Consider the following 16,591-nt stretch of genomic DNA (forward strand, 5'->3'; position numbering starts at 1 on the left):
GCCCGGCCCCGCGTCCACCCCCGTCGCGCGGCCCACCCCCACCCCCGTCGGCCACGCCGCACCCGAGATGGTCTTGCCACCGCCCGTAGCCGGGCTTACGGTCGCCTCCACACGCGTGGAACCGCGTGGGCTGCAGGCTGACGCACCGACAAAGGAGCAGCTCATGGCCGATGTTGTGCGTGCCGCACTGGTCCAGGCGACCTGGACAGGCGACACCGAATCGATGATCGCGAAGCACGAGGAACATGCTCGGGCGGCGGCCGCGCAGGGCGCGAAAATCATCGGTTTCCAAGAGGTCTTCAACGCCCCCTACTTCTGCCAGGTCCAGGAGCCGGAGCACTACCGCTGGGCCGAGCCGGTGCCCGACGGGCCGACCGTGCGCCGTATGCAGGACCTCGCGCGCGAGACCGGCATGGTCATCGTGGTGCCCGTCTTCGAGATCGAGCAGCCCGGCTTCTACTACAACACCGCGGCCGTCATCGACGCCGACGGCACCGTCCTCGGCACCTACAGGAAACACCACATCCCACAGGTCAAGGGCTTCTGGGAGAAGTACTACTTCAAACCGGGGAACGCCGGCTGGCCGGTCTTCGACACCGCTGTCGGGAAGGTCGGCGTCTACATCTGCTACGACCGGCACTTCCCGGAAGGCTGGCGCCAGTTGGGGCTCAACGGCGCCCAGCTCGTCTACAACCCGTCCGCCACCTCCCGCGGCCTGTCCGGCTACCTCTGGCAGCTGGAGCAGCCGGCCGCCGCGGTCGCCAACGAGTACTTCGTCGCCGCGATCAACCGCGTCGGCGTCGAGGAGTACGGCGACAACGACTTCTACGGCACCAGCTACTTCGTCGACCCGCTCGGCCGGTTCGTCGGCGAGGTCGCCAGCGACTCCAAGGAGGAACTGGTCGTCCGCGACCTCGACTTCGGGATGATCGACACGGTGCGTCAGCAGTGGGCGTTCTACCGCGACCGGCGCCCCGACGCGTACGAGGGGCTGGTGCAGCCGTGACCCAGGGATCCCAGGGCCTGCACGAACGCCACCGAGCCGTACTGCCCTCCTGGCTCAGCCTCTACTACGAGCGGCCCGTCGAACTCACCCACGGCGAGGGCCGGTACGTCTGGGACGCCGAGGGCAACCGCTACCTCGACTTCTTCGGCGGTATCCTCACCACCATGACGGCGCACGCGCTGCCCGAGGTGGCCAAGGCCGTCAGCGAGCAGGCCGGCCGGCTCATCCACTCCTCGACGCTCTATCTCTCCCGCCCCATGGTGGAGCTGGCGGAACGCATCGCCGCGCTCTCCGGCATCCCCGACGCCCGGGTCTTCTTCACCGCGTCGGGCACCGAGGCCAACGACGCCGCTCTGCTGCTGGCCACCACGTACCGCCGCTCCAACCAGATCCTGGCGATGCGCAACAGCTACCACGGGCGGTCGTTCTCCACCATCGCCGTCACCGGCAACGCCGGCTGGTCGCCGACCAGCCTCTCGCCGCTCCAGACCCTGTACGTGCACGGCGGGGTGCGCACCCGCGGCCCGTACGCGGAGCTGTCCGACGCCGACTACATCGCGGCCTGCGTCGCCGACCTGGAGGACATGCTCCAGCAGACCGCGGGCGGCATCGCCGCGCTGATCGCCGAGCCCGTTCAGGGTGTCGGCGGCTTCACCGGGCCGCCGGACGGCCTGTATGCCGCCTTCCGCGAGGTGCTCGCCCGGCACGGCATTCTCTGGATCAGTGACGAGGTGCAGACCGGCTGGGGCCGTACCGGCGACCACTTCTGGGGCTGGCAGGCGCACGCGGACAACGGTCCGCCCGACGTCCTCACCTTCGCCAAGGGCATCGGCAACGGCATGGCCATCGGCGGTGTGGTGGCCCGCGCCGAGGTGATGAACTCGCTTCCCGCGAACTCCATTTCGACCTTCGGCGGCAGCCCGGTCACCATGGCCGCGGGCCTCGCCAACCTCACCTACCTCCTGGAGCACGACCTCCAGGGCAATGCCCGGCGCGTCGGCGGACTGCTCATCGAGCGGCTGCGGGCGGTCACGGCCGGTCTTGACGTGGTGCGCGAGGTGCGCGGCCGCGGCCTGATGATCGGCATCGAACTGGTCCGCCCCGGCACCGACGAGCGGTCGGCGGAGGCCGCGTCCCTGGCCCTGGAGGCGGCCCGCGCGCGCGGCCTGCTGATCGGCAAGGGCGGCCAGGGCGGCGCGGCACTGCGCATCGCACCCCCGATGACGCTCACCGTCGCCGAGGCGGAAGAGGGCGCCGCCCTCCTCGCCGACGCGCTGGGGGAGATCCAGGGCCGGCTCGCCGCATCTTGAGAGAGTGGCAGGCGGGAGGTCAACCCAGGCTGTGGCAAGCAGAGTTGACCTCTCGCCGCTTTCGGTGGGCGGTCGCGTCAGCCCAGTACGGCTGCGAGCGCCGCCGCGTCCTCCGGCTTCTGCACCCGGAGCGCGATCCAGGAGGCGTCGGCGAACTCCAGGTCGGCCCGGAACTTCTGACGGGCCGGGTGCGGTGCGCGGCGCCTGCCGTACGTGCCGCGCGGGTACGCGGCGAGCAGCCGGGCGGGGAAGTGCTCGTGAAGGCCCCACGGTTCGCTCAGGACCAGCAGCCGGTGGGTGGTGACGGTCGGCACGAAGTCGTCGTTCTCGCCGCTGAGCGGCATCTCCGGTGTGTTGTCACCCGAAAGTCCTCTCGATGCTGCCCGGTTCCTTGTGGTCCGGGTCGAGGCTGCCGGTGTCCACGCGGTAGGGCGCGGGAGCCTCGGAGCCGTCCTGGAGGACCGAGCGCTGCCCGGTGTCGCTCTTCGCGTACTCCTCCAGCGGTTTCTTCCGCTTCTGTTCCAGGCCGGTGCTTTCCCCGGCCTTGTCCACCAGCTTCGCGGCCTGTTTGCAGGGCTGTCCGATGGCCTGGCGCTGCAACAGGCTCAGGCCGTCCTCCTTGCCGTCCTTGCCGCTCAGGGCCTTGGCCGTGGTGCGGACGTGCGACGCGGCCTGCCGGACCTTGCGGGCCTCGGCCAGCACTTCCTTGACGGACTTTCCGCTGCGCACGGTCTCCTTGAGTTCCTTGACGGCCTGCTGGAGTTTGCGCAGCGTCTCGGCGAGCTTCTCGGAGATCCGGGCGATCCGTGCGAAGGCGGCGGTCACCTCGGCCCCGCTGACCAGGGCGTCGACGACGGTGGCCAGGCCCGCGGTGACCAGGTCGAGGATGAAGCTGGTGGCGAGTTCGGCGATCAGCATCGGGACCGGATCACTGAGCAGCTCGATGACGGTTTCTTCGGCGAGCGCGCGCTCCTTCGCCGCCTGGCCGAGGATCTTCGCGCTCTGCGCCATGTCGTACGCGGTGTCGTCGACCGCCTTGACGACGTGGCCCATGTGCGTGCCGAAGCCGTCCGACGACCGGCCGTGCCGGTGCTCTGCGAGTTCCCCGGCGCCGGTCCGCAGGCCGTTGGCCACCTCGCGCAGGTCCTTGGCCTGCGCGTGCCGGATCTCGGCCGCGGCGGACAGTTCGGCGGGGGCGCCGGTGCCCTTGTCCAGTGCGCCGGTCTTCTCCAGCGTCCACTGGACGGCTACGTCCATGGCGCCGCTGATGGCGCCCCGGTCCGGGCTCTCGGCCTGGGGTGTCCCGGGGAACCCACGGTGGTCGGGGCGTCCCGTCCAGGCGTACGCGGCGCCGGGCCCGCCCGTGGCCGTGCCGCTCACCGCTGGATGTCCTGGATGCTCGACACGGTGACCTGCTCGCTGTCCTCGTGGTGCAGGGCGGAGTGGGTGGGGCCGTCCGCGGTGTGCCGCAGGATGTCGGCGAGGTCCTTGCAGTCCTGGACGTCCGTATCGGCGTGGTCCTCGTAGGACCGGAACAGGCCGTCGGCGTCGGGCAGTTTGCCGAACGCGTCCGCCGGGACGCGGATCGCGCCGATGCTGCTCGTGATCTGCGAGACGCGGTCCGCGGCCCGGTCGATGGCCGTGGCGTAGGTGTGCAGCGCGTCGGGATGGACGCGGTACCCGGCTTGCATGGTTCTTTCCCGGTTGGCGCGCGTGGGTTCACTGGGCGTGCGTCAACTTAGGGGGCCGGTTCGGCGATATGACCCGATGCGGGGGTTCGATTGCCGGGAACGGGGAGGGAAATGAGGCGCTGTTGACGCCGGGGCGGGGATTTCGTTGCTTGCTGCGCAGGTCGGGTGCGGTCCCGCCGGGTGGCGGCGCGGGGCCGTGTCGTCCGCGCCGCCGCCGGGATCAGGGGGCGACGTCCTCGTACGAGCGGCCGACCGCGGGGCTGTTGAGGTAGGCGGTGGCCGGTCCCTTGACGCCGTCGGAGCGGTAGACGCCCCATTTGTCGGTCACCCAGTCGGCGCGCAGGGTGGCCGCCTTGTACGGTGCGGTGCTGCCGGCCAGTTTCTGGGCGGTGCCGTTGTGCCAGAGCTTGACCCAGCCCTTGGCGGGATCCTTGGAGATCTTGATGCCGACGACGAAGTCGTGCCAGGTGTTGAGGGTGAGGTTGGTGTGCCACAGGTAGGTGGTCTTCATGTCCGGGTCGCAGTAGTCGAGGTCGACGGTGCCGTCTCCTCGCGCGCGCAGTGACAGCGGTGGCGTGGCGGCGCCCGATCCGTAGTCCTTGAGCTGCCACAGGACCACCCAGTCGCCCTTGGCCGTGGGCAGCGGGCCCCACATCGACCGCCAGCCGATGTAGAAGACGTCGCCCTCCTTCGAGAAGCGCAGCCGGCCGCCGTCCGCGGTGCGCTGCCCGCGGGTCTCGACCCGTACCCGGGTGGGGGCGTCGATCTTGTCGCCTGATGTGTGCAGTGCGTACGTCGGGCCGTAGCGGCCGGTGGGGTCGTCGACGGTCTTGACGGAGCCGGGCTTGGTCTCGGTGCCTTCGAAGGACTTGGTTCCCTTGGTAGGGTCGGCGCGCCACAGGGGGGCCGCCAGGTGCTGGTGGGTGGTGAGGGGGGCGTGGTGGCCGGTGGTGTGCTGCGTGGTCTGTCCGTTGGCGGTGGCCGCCCAGGTGCCGGCCAGTGCGACGCTGGTCAGAAGAGCAACTCCCCAGAGAACAGGGCGTGTTGAAGCTCGTTTCATCGCAGGCTCCCGATGTGGGGGGTGGGATGCGAGTGAAAGTTAGGTTTGTTTCCAGTTGACGTCAAGGGGTGCGGCAGGGTGAGGTTCCGCCGCTGTGCGCGCCGATGACGGGCCCGGAAACCGTGGGGCCGGTGTCGTCGCAGGCCGGGGGTGTGGTCAGCGGTAGCCGCGGAGTTTGCGGTAGAGGGTGGCCCGCGCGATGCCGAGTGCGGCGGCCGCGCGTGCCTTGTTGCCGCCGTGGGTGCGCAGCGCTTCGAGGATGGTTTCGCGCTCGGCGCGCTCGATGGTGCCCAGGTGCCGGGAGGCCGGCTGCTCCCGTACGGCGTCCGGCAGTTCGTCCCGCCGGACCGGGCCCGTGGCCCGCCGATGCCAGGCCATCTCCCTTACGAGATGGGCGAGTTGGGTGACGTTGCCGGGCCAGGAGTGCCGTTCGAGTGCCTGCACGGCGTCCAGGGTCCAGGTCAGCCGGGGGTGTCCGGGTGCCGGGGCGGGGGTCAGGTGCGACAGCAGGGCCGTGAGGTCTTCCGGGCGCTCCCGCAGCGGGGGAAGAGTGACGGAACGCGCCGCCATCGTGTCCAGCAGCCGGGACAGGCACGGGCCGATCTCGGTGCCGGGGGTCCGGGTGACGACCAGCGGCAGCTCCGGGCGCGCCTCAAGGAGTGCGATCAGCGCGGCCACGTCCCGCTGGCCCAGCCGTTCGACGTGCCGCAGCAGCAGCGGCCGGGTGATCCGGTCGTCGGTCCTTCCGCGCCTGTCCTGGTGGGACGTCAAATAAGGCCGCAGGTCCTCCAGTTCGCCGTCGGGTGCGCTGGCGGCGTCCACGGTCAGCGGCTCCGTCGCCCCGTCGGGGCCGCGGAGGACGGCGCGGCCCAGTGCCGTCTTGCCGGTGCCGCGTTCCCCGGTCAGCAGCAGCGGGCCCGGCGTGCGCGCCAGGTCCACCGCGCGGTCCACCGCGTGCCGCCACGGCACCGAGTCCCCGGCCAGCGCGCCCGCGGGCCCGGCCGCGACCGGACGCCGCGTGGCACGGCCCGCCGCATCCGCCCGCGCCACCGCGACGACACCGACGACGGCGTCCGCCTGCCGCACCGGCACCGGCCGGGCCACCAGCCCCTCGCCCAGCCGGATCTCCGGGGCGCTGTCCGGCCGGGAGCCGGGAGCCCCGTCGCCCGCGTGCGCCTCCGGAACGTCGCCGCCCAGCAGGGCCGCCGCATACCGCTCCAGTCCGCGCAGCGCCTCGGGGGACAGCAGCCGCGCGGCCTCCTCACTCACCAGCCGGCTGCGCCCGTCGAGGGCGACCGCCGGCTGCCCGCCCGCGCTCTCCCGGAGGAACGCGTCCAGGATCAGCCGCTCCGGCGGATGCGGCGCACGCCCCGCGAGCCCGGCCTCGATGGCCGCGGCCGTCGCCTCGACGAGCGCCGCGTCCGGATGCGGGCCGCGGTCCGCGCACAGGCCGGACACCACCGTGACGGTGCCCAACGCCCGTGCCGCTCCCGGCAGGCGCAGCGGCACGCTGACGGCCGACACGTCCTGCCACAGGTCCAGGAAGTGCTCAGGCCCGTGCACCTCGGCCCGCCCACCACGGCGCAGGGCCAGCGCCGCGCTGTTGTGCCCGACCGCCTCTTCCGACAGGTCGCGGCGCAGGGTGTGCTGTGACCTGCGGCCGAGCCAGCACAGCACCCGGCACCGCTCGTCGGCGACGATCACGGAGCGGTCGCCGGTCTCCAGCGTGGGCGCCAGGCGCTCCAGTACGGGGCGCGCGGCGGCGGGCAGCGGCGCGTCAGGGCCGGTCGGCGCGGCGGGCACCGCGGCCAGGTCGGGCCGCACGCCGAAGAAGGAGGCACGGCGCCAGGCGGATCCGAGGTCGCCGGGGACGCCGTCCGGCAGTGGCCGGCCTGCGAGGAAGTGCTCACGGGCCTGGCGGATCCGGGACAGCTGTGGCGGTACGCGGAAGGAATCAGTACGGGTCACGACCTCACCACCGTAGTGGGGCGGCCGGCCTGCGGGGTGCGGTGGGGCGGCCGCGGGGTGCCGGCAGGCCGTGCGGTGTGTCCAGGTGTCTCGAAATGAGACACCCATGCGTCCGGTGCGTGTTCCAAGATCATTAGTTGTCCGTGCTCTGCGGCGGGAAGCCCGGCAGGGCGGCACACACCGGGCACGCAGTGCGGGAGCCGGGTACGCGGTACCCGGCGGGACCGGGCACCCGGGCCACGGAATCCGGCCGCAGGCACCGGCCGCGTGGCAGGCCGCGCAGCAGCACGACCACGAAACACGCACGCCGATGAAAGGGTGCACACACCATGGCCCTCGCATTGTTCCGGCGCAGCCGGGCCCACGGCTCACGCGGCGGAGCGGGCTTCCGGCTTCCCCTCCCGGTGGGGGCGGGCGGGGTCAGCCGTACGGTGGCCGACCCGATGGGGCAGCCGCTGGGCGGCGCCGACGTCACGATCACATCGACCGCCACCCAGCGGGTCGTACAGCGGGGCAGCACCGACCCGTTCGGGCTGTTCTGCGCGGCCCTGCCGCCGGGCAGCTACAGCCTGATGATCTCGGTGAACGGCCTCCAGCCGCACCACGAGACGCTGGAGGTCGTCGCGGGCCGGACCCGGCCGCCCGTGCACGTCCAGCTGGCCACCGCCCGGCCGCTGGAGCTGCCGCCGGCCGGCACCTGGCTGTTCGATCCGCCGCACACCGCCATCCGCTTCATCGCCCGGCACGTCGGCATGGCGAACGTGCACGGCCGCTTCACGCGCTTCGAGGGCGGCATCCGGGTCGGCGCCGACATCGAGCACTCGCACGTCGAGGTACGGATCGACGCGTCCAGCCTGACCACGGGCAACAAGACCCGCGACGACCACCTGAGGTCGGCGGACTTCCTCGACGTCGACGCCTACCCCTACCTCCACTTCTCCAGCAACCGCTTCCTCTCCCGCGGCGGCGCCAAGTGGTCGGTGCAGGGTTCGCTGACCATGCACGGCGTCAGCCGGTCGGTCGCGCTGGACACCACCTACCTCGGGGTGGTGAACGGCGGATACGGCCAGGAACTGCGCTGCGCCGCCCTGGCCAAGGCCGAACTGCACCGCGAGGACTACACGTTGAACTGGCGCAGCATGCTCGCCCGGGGCATCGCCGTCGTCGGCCCGACCGTGAAGCTGGAGCTGGACGTCCAGGCGATGTACCGCAGCCACGACACCCCGACCCCGCCCGAGTGACCCCGCTACGGTCCGGGTCGGCGGCCACGGCGCGCGCCGTCCCGGACCGGTATGGCCCCACGCGGCCGTACACCGGGCCGCGCCGGACCCGGCCTCATCCCGCCGCGGCCCGCATCGCGTCCGCGACCTCACGGAAGAAGCGGGTGTGTGCGCGCTTGCTGGACGGCGCCTCGGGGTTCCACGGCACCAGCCGGGCCGTGGACTCCAGGGCGCGCCAGTGGGCGTTGGTGCGCAGCGTGCCGACAGGCGCGGCATTGGCGCGGACGTCCGTCAGGACGATGTCGGCGCCCAGCGACGCGGCCTCGGCCCAGCCGACCGTGCACCAGTTCGCGCCGGGCCCTGCGGTCGGCTCCAGCAGGTCCACGCCGTGCTCGATCAGCGTCCGCAGGTCAGGCCAGGCGCCGGGCCGCGCCAGATGCGCCTGCTCAGGTCCCGCGGCGGACAGCGCCAGCACGCGGGGCCTGCCCCGGCCGTGCGCGCTCTCCCGCACCGCGTCCTCCGCCTCGTCCAACTCCACTGCCGCGGAAGCCGGTTCGCCCGCGCCGAGCGAGCCGGCGAGCGCGGCGAACCGCTCGCGCACCGTCGCCAGGCCGCGGCCAGGACCCACGCCCAGCGCCACCACCGGGACGTGCGCCTCCAGTTCCTGCGCGGTCTTCGACTCCAGGCCGTACACCGCATCGCCGTCGTAGGTGACGGCCACCACCAGATCCGGCTCCGCCTCCAGGACGGTGTCCGGATGCAGGTCGCTCCCCGCACCCAGGTACGCGATCTCCCCGAGCGGCAGCTCGCCGCTCTTCGTCCGGTCGGGAGTCGCGCCGTCGTGCTGGGAGCCGAAGAGCCCGACGGGGCGGATGCCGTGATCCCACAGCGTCGCCCCGGCCGGTATGTACGCGACGATCCTCGATGGGCGGGCCCCGGCCACCACCAGGCGCCCGCGGTCGTCGGAGAACTCCCATGGTGTGCTCCGCTCCATGACGTGCCGCCTTTCCGCTCTGCGCTGATCCGCTCTGTTTGCCGCTGCGCGCTGTCCGTTGCCGCGCGGCCCCGCCGTCCGGGCGGGACAGCACCGGGGTGTGAGGGGTGCCTGCGGGCGGCGTCGGTTACCTGCCCAGCGCGTGGCCCCCGCACCCCTCCGCTGCCCCCTTGGTACGTACCGCCCAGTACGCCGGCGTGCACCGGTCCGTACGGTGGACGGCCGGCGCAACACGGGCACCTGACGGATCAGCAGTCACGGTCTTGCCGCCGTGGGTGACATGCTTCTACGGTCTCCTTCTTCACCGGAATCGCCCGGTGTGGACCAGTTATGACGTGGCGTCAGGAAAGCGGGCAGGTCCGGGAGACGGCGCACGGCGGGCTCTCCGCCTTCCGGCGCCGCCCGGTGGCGCCGGTGTGGAAGGGAGCAGGGATTGTGAGCCGTACGGTCATCCTGGGCGGTCTTGTCATCACCGCCGCCGACGAGGTCCATGCCGATGTCCTGGTGGAGGACGGCAGGGTCGCCGCACTCGCCGCCCACGGCAGCCAGGCCGCGGCCGGCTGGAGCGGATCCGCCGACCATGTCATCGACGCCGCGCAGAAATACGTGATCCCCGGCGGCGTCGACGCCCATACGCATATGGAAATGCCCTTCGGCGGCACCCAGGCGTCGGACACCTTCGAAACGGGAACCCGGGCCGCGGCCTGGGGCGGCACGACGACCATCATCGATTTCGCCATCCAGCCCAAGGGCGGCTCCCTCATGGCGGGAATCGACACCTGGCATGGGAAAGCGGAGGGGAAGTGCGCGATCGATTACGCCTTCCACATGATCATGTCCGACGTGAACGCGTCCTCGCTCAAGGAAATGGACAGGCTCGTCGAGTCCGGCGTCAGCTCGTTCAAACTCTTCACCGCGTACCCCGGGGTATTCCTTTCCGACGACGGGCAGATTCTCCGGGCCATGCAGCGCGCCGCGTCGAACGGCGGCCTGGTGATGACGCACGCGGAGAACGGTCCCGCCATCGACGTGCTCGTGGAGCAGGCGCTGGCGCGCGGTGAACGGGATCCGCGCTATCACGGCGAAGTCCGGAAGGCGCTCCTCGAAGCGGAGGCCACGCACCGGGTGATCCGGCTCAGTCAGGTGGCGGGTGCGCCGCTCTACGTCGTACACGTCTCGGCGCAGGAAGCCGTGGCCGAACTGATGCGGGCCCGTGACGACGGCCTTCCGGTATTCGGCGAGACCTGCCCCCAGTACCTTTTCCTGTCGACGGACAATCTGGCCGAGCCGGAATTCGAAGGCGCCAAGTACGTGTGCTCCACCCCGCTGCGCCCGGCCGAGCATCAGGCGGCACTCTGGCGAGGACTGCGCACGAACGACCTCCAGGTGGTGTCCACGGACCACTGCCCCTTCTGTTTCAAGGGGCAGAAGGAACTGGGCCGGGGCGACTTCTCGAAAATCCCGAACGGTATGCCAGGCGTCGAGAACCGCATGGACCTGCTCCATCAGGCTGTCGTCGACGGACACATCGGCCGCCGCCGCTGGATCGAGATCGCCTGCGCGGCACCGGCCCGGATGTTCGGTCTGTACCCGAAAAAGGGCACCATCGCCCCGGGAGCCGACGCCGACATCGTCATCTACGACCCGCACGCCGAACAGATCATGTCCGCCGATACGCATCACATGAACGTCGATTACTCGGCCTATGAGGGAAAGCGCGTGACAGGGCGGGTGGAGACGGTGCTCTCCCGCGGAATTCCGGTGATCGACCACCGCGATTACGTGGGCCACGCGGGACACGGGGCGTATGTGCCGCGCGGAATCTGCCAGTACGCGCAGTGAGGGCTCCGTAACGCCGTCGGGGCCCGTGCTCGACGGGCGGGCGCGGGAGGACGACACTGGAAAGGCGAGGAGGTGCCTCATGCGCAAGGTGATCGACTGCCGGAATTTCCCCAGCGAATCGGGATGCACGCTCACCATCTCCGGTGAGGAGGAGGAAGTGATCCGCGCCGCCAGTGAACACGCCGTTTCCGTCCACGGGCACACGGCGAGCAGGGATCTGCGTGAGCAGATCCGGGCCTCGCTCAAGGACGAGATGCCGCAGCACGCCTGAGCCCGCGGGCCCGCGCCGGCCGTCGCAGCGGTGGAAGCCGCTCCGGCGGCCGGCGTCGCGTCTGCCTAGGTCAGCGACGTCGCCCTGAAGTCCTCCGGGACCAGTTGCAGCAGCTCCTCGCGGCTGGGCGTGGAGTGCCGGCTGAGGCGTCCGGCCTGGCGCGTCACGAGCGACTCGAAGACCTTGCGGGCGTAACGGGCGTTGCCGAAGGAGCGGTCCCGCGGGACCGAGGCGAAGTGCTCGTGCAGCAGCGCCTCCAGCTCCGGAGCGCAGGTGTAACCGCCCGCCGTGGCCTGCCGGTTCACGATGATCACCAGCTCGTCGGCGTCGTAGTTCCCGAACTCCACCCGCTGCGAGAAGCGGGAGGTGAGCCCCGGGTTGGAGGCGAGGAAGGAGCCCATTTCCTCCTCGTAGCCTGCGGCGATGACGACGACGTCGTCGCGGTGGTCCTCCATCAGCTTGACCAGTGTGTCCACCGCCTCCTGACCGAAGTCGGAGCCGCCGCGCTCGGACGGCGTCAGCGTGTACGCCTCGTCGATGAACAGCACCCCGCCGCGCGCCTTGTCGAACGCCTCCGTGGTCATCTGCGCCGTGTGCCCCACGTACCGGCCGACCAGATCGGCGCGGGCCACCTCCACCACCTGGCCGCCCGCGAGTACGCCCAGCGCCTTGAGCAGCTTCGCGTAGAGCCGGGCGACGGTCGTCTTGCCCGTGCCGGGAGGGCCGACGAACACCAGGTGCCGGCTCAGGGACGGGGACGGCAGTCCGGCCGCCTCCCGCTGGCGCGCGTTGGCCAGCAGATGCACCAGGTCGGAGACCGAGCGCTTGGCCTCCGCGAGACCGACCATCTGCTCCAACTCGGCCAGCAGCACCTCCAGTTGCCCTTCGTCGCCGCCCGCCGCATGTGCGCCGACTCCCGGCCCGGCCACCTCGCCCAGGTCCTGCGGCAGCAGGCGGACCATGTCGGCGGGGGAGGCGTCCGGCTCGTTCGCCAGGCGGAACGCCTGCCGGTCCACCATCTCCTCGAACACGCCGCGGGCGGCCCGCGCGTTGCCGAAGGTCTCGTCCCGCGTCATCTGCCGGAAGAGCGCCGAAAGACCGTCCTTGGCGGCCGGGTCGAGGGCGTACTGGTGCCGGGCGCAGATGGTCTCGACGATGGTCACCAGCTCGTCCACCGTGTAGTTGGGGAACTCCACGGTCCGGTTGAACCGCGAGGCCATGCCCGGGTTCGACGACAGGAAGCTGCGCATCTGCGAGGAGTAGCCTGCGGCGATGACGACGACATCGTCGCGGTGGTCCTCCATCAGTTTGACCAGCGTGTCCACCGCCTCCTGCCCGAAGTCCGGGCCGCCGGAGCCGGACTGGGCGGTGAGCGTGTAAGCCTCGTCGATGAACAGCACCCCGCCCAGCGCCTTGGTGAACGCCTCCGTCGTCTTGATCGCCGTACCGCCGACGACCTGCGCCACCAGATCCTGGCGCGCCACCTCCACCAGGTGCCCGTACCGCAGGACCTCCAGCTCGGCCAGGATCGTGCCGTACAGGCGGGCCACGGTGGTCTTGCCGGTGCCGGGCGGGCCTGCGAAGACCAGGTGCCGGCTCATCGGCGGCACCGTCATGCCCATCTCCTCGCGGCGCCTGGCCATGCGGTTGAGGCTGACCAGCGTGGTCACCTCGTGCTTGACGGAGGCCAGGCCGACCAGCTCCGCCAGCTCGTCCAGCGGCGAGGACGGCGCCTCCTTGCCGCCCGGCCGGCCGGCGCCGCCCGCGCCCTGTGCGTCCTGGCCGGATTCCGCGGGCCGCTGCTCACCCGCGTTTCCCGCGGCCCCCGTTGCTTCGTCCCAGGCGGCGCTGCCCGCGCCGGGCAGGTCGGCCCCGGCGCCGTCGCCGCGCGCCGCCGCCGCGTCCCGTGCGGCATCCCGGTCCGTGCCGTTCGCCGCCGCGAGCCCGGCGTCGCCGTGGATGTCCGGCACGCCGTTGCCGCGCGACATGACCTGCTCCAGCACCGCGTTCTCGCTGACCACCGTGCGGTGCACGCCAGCGCGGCCGTTCTCCCATGTGGACACGTCCCGCAGCGCGAACTGCTCGCCGGTGTGCGTCAGCACGCCGTCGCCGCGGTTGCCGAAGACCTCGCAGCCGGTGAACGTGCCCGAGCCGCCGGCCGCCACCAGGATGCCGTTGCGGTCACCGTCGTGGAAGCGGGAGCGCGTCACCACGACGTTCGCGCCGGAGCCGACCGACAGCCCGTCGCCGCCGGTACCGGCCACATCGCAGTCCCGCAGCCGCACCGACGCCTTCCCCGCGACGGCGATCCCGGCCGCCCCGCTCTGCCGCACGACGATCAGGTTCATCCGGGCGCGGGCCTCGCCCGCCACCTGCACGCCGCCCCGCCGCGTACCGGTGATCTCCACGTCTTCGAACCGCCCCTCGCTGGTGTCGCACACCTCAAGGCCGTGGCCGCCGCCGCCCGTCAGCACCGCCCGGCGCAGCGTCGGCCGGGCGTCCTCGGCCACCCGCAGCCCGACACCCAGCGGCTCCGTCACGGTCAGCCGGTCCAGCTCGGGTGTGCAGTCCTGGGTCAGCTCCACCCCCGTACCGCGCACGTCGGCGATCCGCAGGTCCACGAAGACGGGCCGGGCCGCGCCGCCCACCCACAGGCCGGTGTCCTCGCTGGCGCTGACCTCGCAGTCCTCGAACCTGCCGCGCGCCGAATCGGTCACCTTCAGGCCCCGCCCTGCCGTGCGCGCCACCCGCAGCCGCCGCACGAGCGGGTCGGCGTGTTCGGTGACCGTCACGCCTTCCTTGCCGGTCTCCTCGATGCGGCAGTCCTCGATCAGTACCTGGTTGCGGCTGGCTATGTGCAGGCCGACGGCCTTCGTGCGGTGGATGCGGCAGCGCAGCAGGCGGGTGGCGCTGTCGTCCTCCAGGGCGACGGCCGGCTGTGTGGTGCCGGAGAAGTCGCAGTCCTCGATCGTGCCCTGGCCGTGGCCGCTCACGAACAGGCCGTTGCCGCGCGCGTCGCGCACGGTGCACCGGCGCACCAGCGGATCGCCGTGCTCCCCGATGACGATGCCGGACGCGCCCAGGTCGGCCAGCCGGCAGTCCTCGATGACGCTCTCGGCCTCGCTCGTGACGACGATGCCGGCGCCCTTCGGGTTGGTCACGTCGCAGTTGCGCATGGCGAGCGTGCCCGTGTCCCGGGCCAGGACGGTGGACCACGCGGTACCGCTGATCTCGCAGTCGTCCAGCTCCAGTTGGCCGTCGGCCACGTCCACGGCCGGGCGTTCCTCATCGCTGCCGTGCACGACGAGACCGGTCAGTTTCACGGCCTCGGCGGCGACCGTGACCGCCGATCCCGTCCGCGGGGTGATCCGCACCGTGCCGCGGCCCTCCGCTGCGACGACGGTCACGACGCCGGTGAAGACCAGCGCCTCGGCGTACCGGCCCGGAGCAACGGTGATCAGCGCGCCGTTCGGCGCCGCCTGCACCGCCTCCGCGATGGTCGAGAAATCCCCGGACCCGTCTGGCCCCACGGCCAGCACCTGACGGCTCATCGCCGCTAACTCCCTCCAGGGCCCGGCACCGAGGCGGTGCCGGGCCCGAACGTGCTCACTCTGCGCGGCATTCGGCCTTCACCTGGGAGGCGGCGACGTGTGCCTGCGTCGGCCCGTCATCGTCCCAGTCCTGCCCGGCGTTGGTCAGCCGGAGGGTGAACCGACCGCCCTCCACGGTGACCGTGGTGCCGAGCACCCAGCTTCCCTTGTTGTGCGGCTGGTCGATGTGGAAGCCGGCGAGGTCGCCGCCGTACGCCTTGGTGCCCTTGTGCACCGAGTATCGCGCGGGAGAGCCCCCCACCTCCAGCGGGCTCTTGCCCTGGGGGATGTAGACCGAGATGCGGCAACTTGCCGATTTCATCCCGGAATTGAACTGCCAGTACGAAGTCACGTCCGAGTCCGGCCTGTCCGCGTCACCGGACATCGGCAGCGCCCGCACCCCGCCCTGGCAGCCCCCGGCCGACGAGCCCCCGGTCCGCGTCAGCCACCCGTCCTTGCCGTCGCCGTACGCGCCGATCTCGTGGTATGAGCCGCTGCCGGTCGAGGGGCAGGTCGGCCCGGCGTACGCGGTGAACGTGTGGGTGGCGGTCGCCTGGGAGCGGGTCTCGGCGTGCGTGCCCTTGTCGGCCGGCGCGTCCGCCTTCTTCCCGTGGTCGTCCCCGCCCGCGGGGGCCGCATGGGCGCCGGCGTTGCCGTCGGTGTGCGGGCCTGCCCCGCCACCGGTCCCGTCCGTGCCGCCGCCACCGTCCCCGGGGCCGTTCCCGGAGCCCTGGTCGCCCGCCTGATGAGGGGCCTTGCCGGCGTCGTTCTGGGCGGCACCCGGGACCGGCACGAAGCCCCGGCCGCCGTCGCCGCCGTTGTCCGGCAGCGGCTGGGCCGCGTTGCCCGCGGCGCCCGTGTGCGCGGAGGCGAAGGCGTTGCTCAGCGCGGAGATCGCGAACGGCGAGGCCAGCAGGACCACGCCGGCCAGCGCCGCGCCCGCCACCACGCCGGGGGAGACCCGGCTGCCGTCGGCCTTGGCGTCCGTGCCCGCTGCCGCGCCCGCCGCGGCGTCGGTGCGGCGGAAGAGCCCGAGCCCGCGCCGCGCGCCGGCGGCCTGCTTGCCCGACTGCTTCGGGGACGCGTCGGATGCGGCCGCCGTGGCGTCACCGGACATGGCAGGCGCGGCAGTTACGGCCGATGCCTGGGCAGCGTCGTCCCCGGCATCCCGCACCGTCGCCGGATCCTCCGCTTCCGCTTCCGCTTCGGGCTCCGCGTCCTCCGCCGTGCCGGGCAGGGGGGAACCCGGGCGCAGGACGGTCGCACCGGAGCCGGTGCCCGTGGCCGCCGGCGCGTCGGGGTCCGGGCCCGTCGGCGCCTTCGTCTCCGGCCGCTCCTCCGGGCGCAGGGTCAGGCCGTCGGCCGATCCCTTCACGGTGCCCGCGGACGCGGACGACGTGCGCGCGTCCGCGGTGCCGGTCCGCCCGGCCTGCTCCTGCCGCGGCGCAGAGGCGTCGGACGCGTCGGTCACGGGCACGGATGCCGCACCGGCGCCACCGGCCTCTTGCGCGCCGCGGGAGTTCGCCGTCTCGTCGGTCATGATGAGTTCCGCTTCACTCGTCGGGTGTTGGGGGGAGAGAAGGTCGCCGTCGGGTGGGGCACGAGGGTGTCCCCCCACCGGCGGCGGCCCGGACGCCGC

Annotated in this window: 13 protein-coding genes; 5 read left to right on the forward strand and 8 right to left on the reverse strand. The window is 72.3% G+C overall.

Annotated elements, in window-relative coordinates; genetic code table 11:
• Positions 1-163: 163 nt before the first annotated feature.
• Positions 164-1,006 carry a nitrilase-related carbon-nitrogen hydrolase gene (locus tag LIU39_RS16755; protein ID WP_227047523.1) on the forward strand — a complete coding sequence of 281 codons (843 nt, stop codon included), beginning with the start codon at positions 164-166 and terminating at the stop codon, positions 1,004-1,006.
• Positions 1,003-2,316 (forward strand): aspartate aminotransferase family protein, encoded by a 1,314-nt coding sequence (locus LIU39_RS16760; RefSeq protein ID WP_227047524.1) that lies wholly within the window; start codon positions 1,003-1,005, stop codon positions 2,314-2,316. The genes LIU39_RS16755 and LIU39_RS16760 overlap by 4 nt, the downstream gene beginning before the upstream one ends.
• Positions 2,317-2,393: 77 nt before the next feature.
• On the opposite strand, the gene LIU39_RS16765 is transcribed toward LIU39_RS16760, so the two are convergent.
• The 5 genes from LIU39_RS16765 to LIU39_RS16785 form a co-directional block, all read right to left on the reverse strand.
• Positions 2,394-2,660 (reverse strand): hypothetical protein, encoded by a 267-nt coding sequence (locus LIU39_RS16765; RefSeq protein WP_227047525.1) that lies wholly within the window; start codon positions 2,658-2,660, stop codon positions 2,394-2,396.
• 13 nt (positions 2,661-2,673) lie between these two features.
• A complete protein-coding gene (locus LIU39_RS16770; protein WP_227047526.1) occupies positions 2,674-3,696 on the reverse strand; it encodes a hypothetical protein in 1,023 nt (340 codons plus the stop codon).
• Positions 3,693-4,007 (reverse strand): hypothetical protein, encoded by a 315-nt coding sequence (locus LIU39_RS16775; protein ID WP_227047527.1) that lies wholly within the window; start codon positions 4,005-4,007, stop codon positions 3,693-3,695. Before LIU39_RS16775 ends, LIU39_RS16770 begins: the two co-directional genes overlap by 4 nt.
• Positions 4,008-4,227: 220 nt before the next feature.
• On the reverse strand, positions 4,228-5,067 hold the full coding sequence (locus LIU39_RS16780; RefSeq protein ID WP_227047528.1) for a heparin lyase I family protein: 840 nt from the start codon (positions 5,065-5,067) through the stop codon (positions 4,228-4,230).
• Between the two features lie 156 nt (positions 5,068-5,223).
• Positions 5,224-7,035 (reverse strand): helix-turn-helix domain-containing protein, encoded by a 1,812-nt coding sequence (locus tag LIU39_RS16785; RefSeq protein WP_227047529.1) that lies wholly within the window; start codon positions 7,033-7,035, stop codon positions 5,224-5,226.
• 329 nt (positions 7,036-7,364) lie between these two features.
• Between LIU39_RS16785 and LIU39_RS16790 the strand changes: the two genes are divergently transcribed.
• Positions 7,365-8,276: a YceI family protein gene (locus LIU39_RS16790; protein WP_227047530.1), complete on the forward strand. Its 912-nt coding sequence runs from the start codon at positions 7,365-7,367 to the stop codon at positions 8,274-8,276.
• 94 nt (positions 8,277-8,370) lie between these two features.
• Here LIU39_RS16790 and LIU39_RS16795 read toward each other — a convergent pair whose 3' ends face one another.
• On the reverse strand, positions 8,371-9,249 hold the full coding sequence (locus LIU39_RS16795; protein WP_227047531.1) for a substrate-binding domain-containing protein: 879 nt from the start codon (positions 9,247-9,249) through the stop codon (positions 8,371-8,373).
• A 432-nt stretch (positions 9,250-9,681) separates the two neighbouring features.
• Between LIU39_RS16795 and hydA the strand changes: the two genes are divergently transcribed.
• Both hydA and LIU39_RS16805 read left to right on the forward strand, forming a co-directional pair.
• The gene (gene hydA, locus LIU39_RS16800; RefSeq protein WP_227047594.1) at positions 9,682-11,091 is read left to right on the forward strand and encodes a dihydropyrimidinase; all 1,410 of its coding nucleotides are present in this window, start codon (positions 9,682-9,684) and stop codon (positions 11,089-11,091) included.
• Positions 11,092-11,170: 79 nt separating this feature from the next.
• Positions 11,171-11,362: a DUF1059 domain-containing protein gene (locus LIU39_RS16805; RefSeq protein WP_227047532.1), complete on the forward strand. Its 192-nt coding sequence runs from the start codon at positions 11,171-11,173 to the stop codon at positions 11,360-11,362.
• 65 nt (positions 11,363-11,427) lie between these two features.
• Here the strand turns inward: LIU39_RS16805 and LIU39_RS16810 are convergent, their stop codons facing one another.
• Both LIU39_RS16810 and LIU39_RS16815 read right to left on the reverse strand, forming a co-directional pair.
• Entirely contained in the window at positions 11,428-14,913 is a 3,486-nt protein-coding gene (locus LIU39_RS16810) for a right-handed parallel beta-helix repeat-containing protein (RefSeq protein WP_227047533.1), read from the reverse strand.
• 55 nt (positions 14,914-14,968) lie between these two features.
• The gene (locus LIU39_RS16815; protein WP_227047534.1) at positions 14,969-16,492 is read right to left on the reverse strand and encodes a hypothetical protein; all 1,524 of its coding nucleotides are present in this window, start codon (positions 16,490-16,492) and stop codon (positions 14,969-14,971) included.
• Positions 16,493-16,591 lie beyond the last annotated feature (99 nt).

Source organism: Streptomyces pinistramenti, from assembly GCF_020564935.1.
GTDB lineage: Bacteria > Actinomycetota > Actinomycetes > Streptomycetales > Streptomycetaceae > Streptomyces > Streptomyces pinistramenti.

Excerpts from the sequence above, each read along its gene's own strand:
- LIU39_RS16755 (WP_227047523.1), top strand. The coding sequence starts at position 164 with ATGGCCGATGTTGTGCGTGCCGCACTGGTCCAGGCGACCTGGACAGGC.
- LIU39_RS16765 (WP_227047525.1), bottom strand. The coding sequence starts at position 2,660 with ATGCCGCTCAGCGGCGAGAACGACGACTTCGTGCCGACCGTCACCACC.
- LIU39_RS16775 (WP_227047527.1), bottom strand. The coding sequence starts at position 4,007 with ATGCAAGCCGGGTACCGCGTCCATCCCGACGCGCTGCACACCTACGCC.
- LIU39_RS16780 (WP_227047528.1), bottom strand. The coding sequence starts at position 5,067 with ATGAAACGAGCTTCAACACGCCCTGTTCTCTGGGGAGTTGCTCTTCTG.
- LIU39_RS16790 (WP_227047530.1), top strand. The coding sequence starts at position 7,365 with ATGGCCCTCGCATTGTTCCGGCGCAGCCGGGCCCACGGCTCACGCGGC.
- LIU39_RS16795 (WP_227047531.1), bottom strand. The coding sequence starts at position 9,249 with ATGGAGCGGAGCACACCATGGGAGTTCTCCGACGACCGCGGGCGCCTG.
- LIU39_RS16805 (WP_227047532.1), top strand. The coding sequence starts at position 11,171 with ATGCGCAAGGTGATCGACTGCCGGAATTTCCCCAGCGAATCGGGATGC.
- LIU39_RS16810 (WP_227047533.1), bottom strand. The coding sequence starts at position 14,913 with ATGAGCCGTCAGGTGCTGGCCGTGGGGCCAGACGGGTCCGGGGATTTC.
- LIU39_RS16815 (WP_227047534.1), bottom strand. The coding sequence starts at position 16,492 with ATGACCGACGAGACGGCGAACTCCCGCGGCGCGCAAGAGGCCGGTGGC.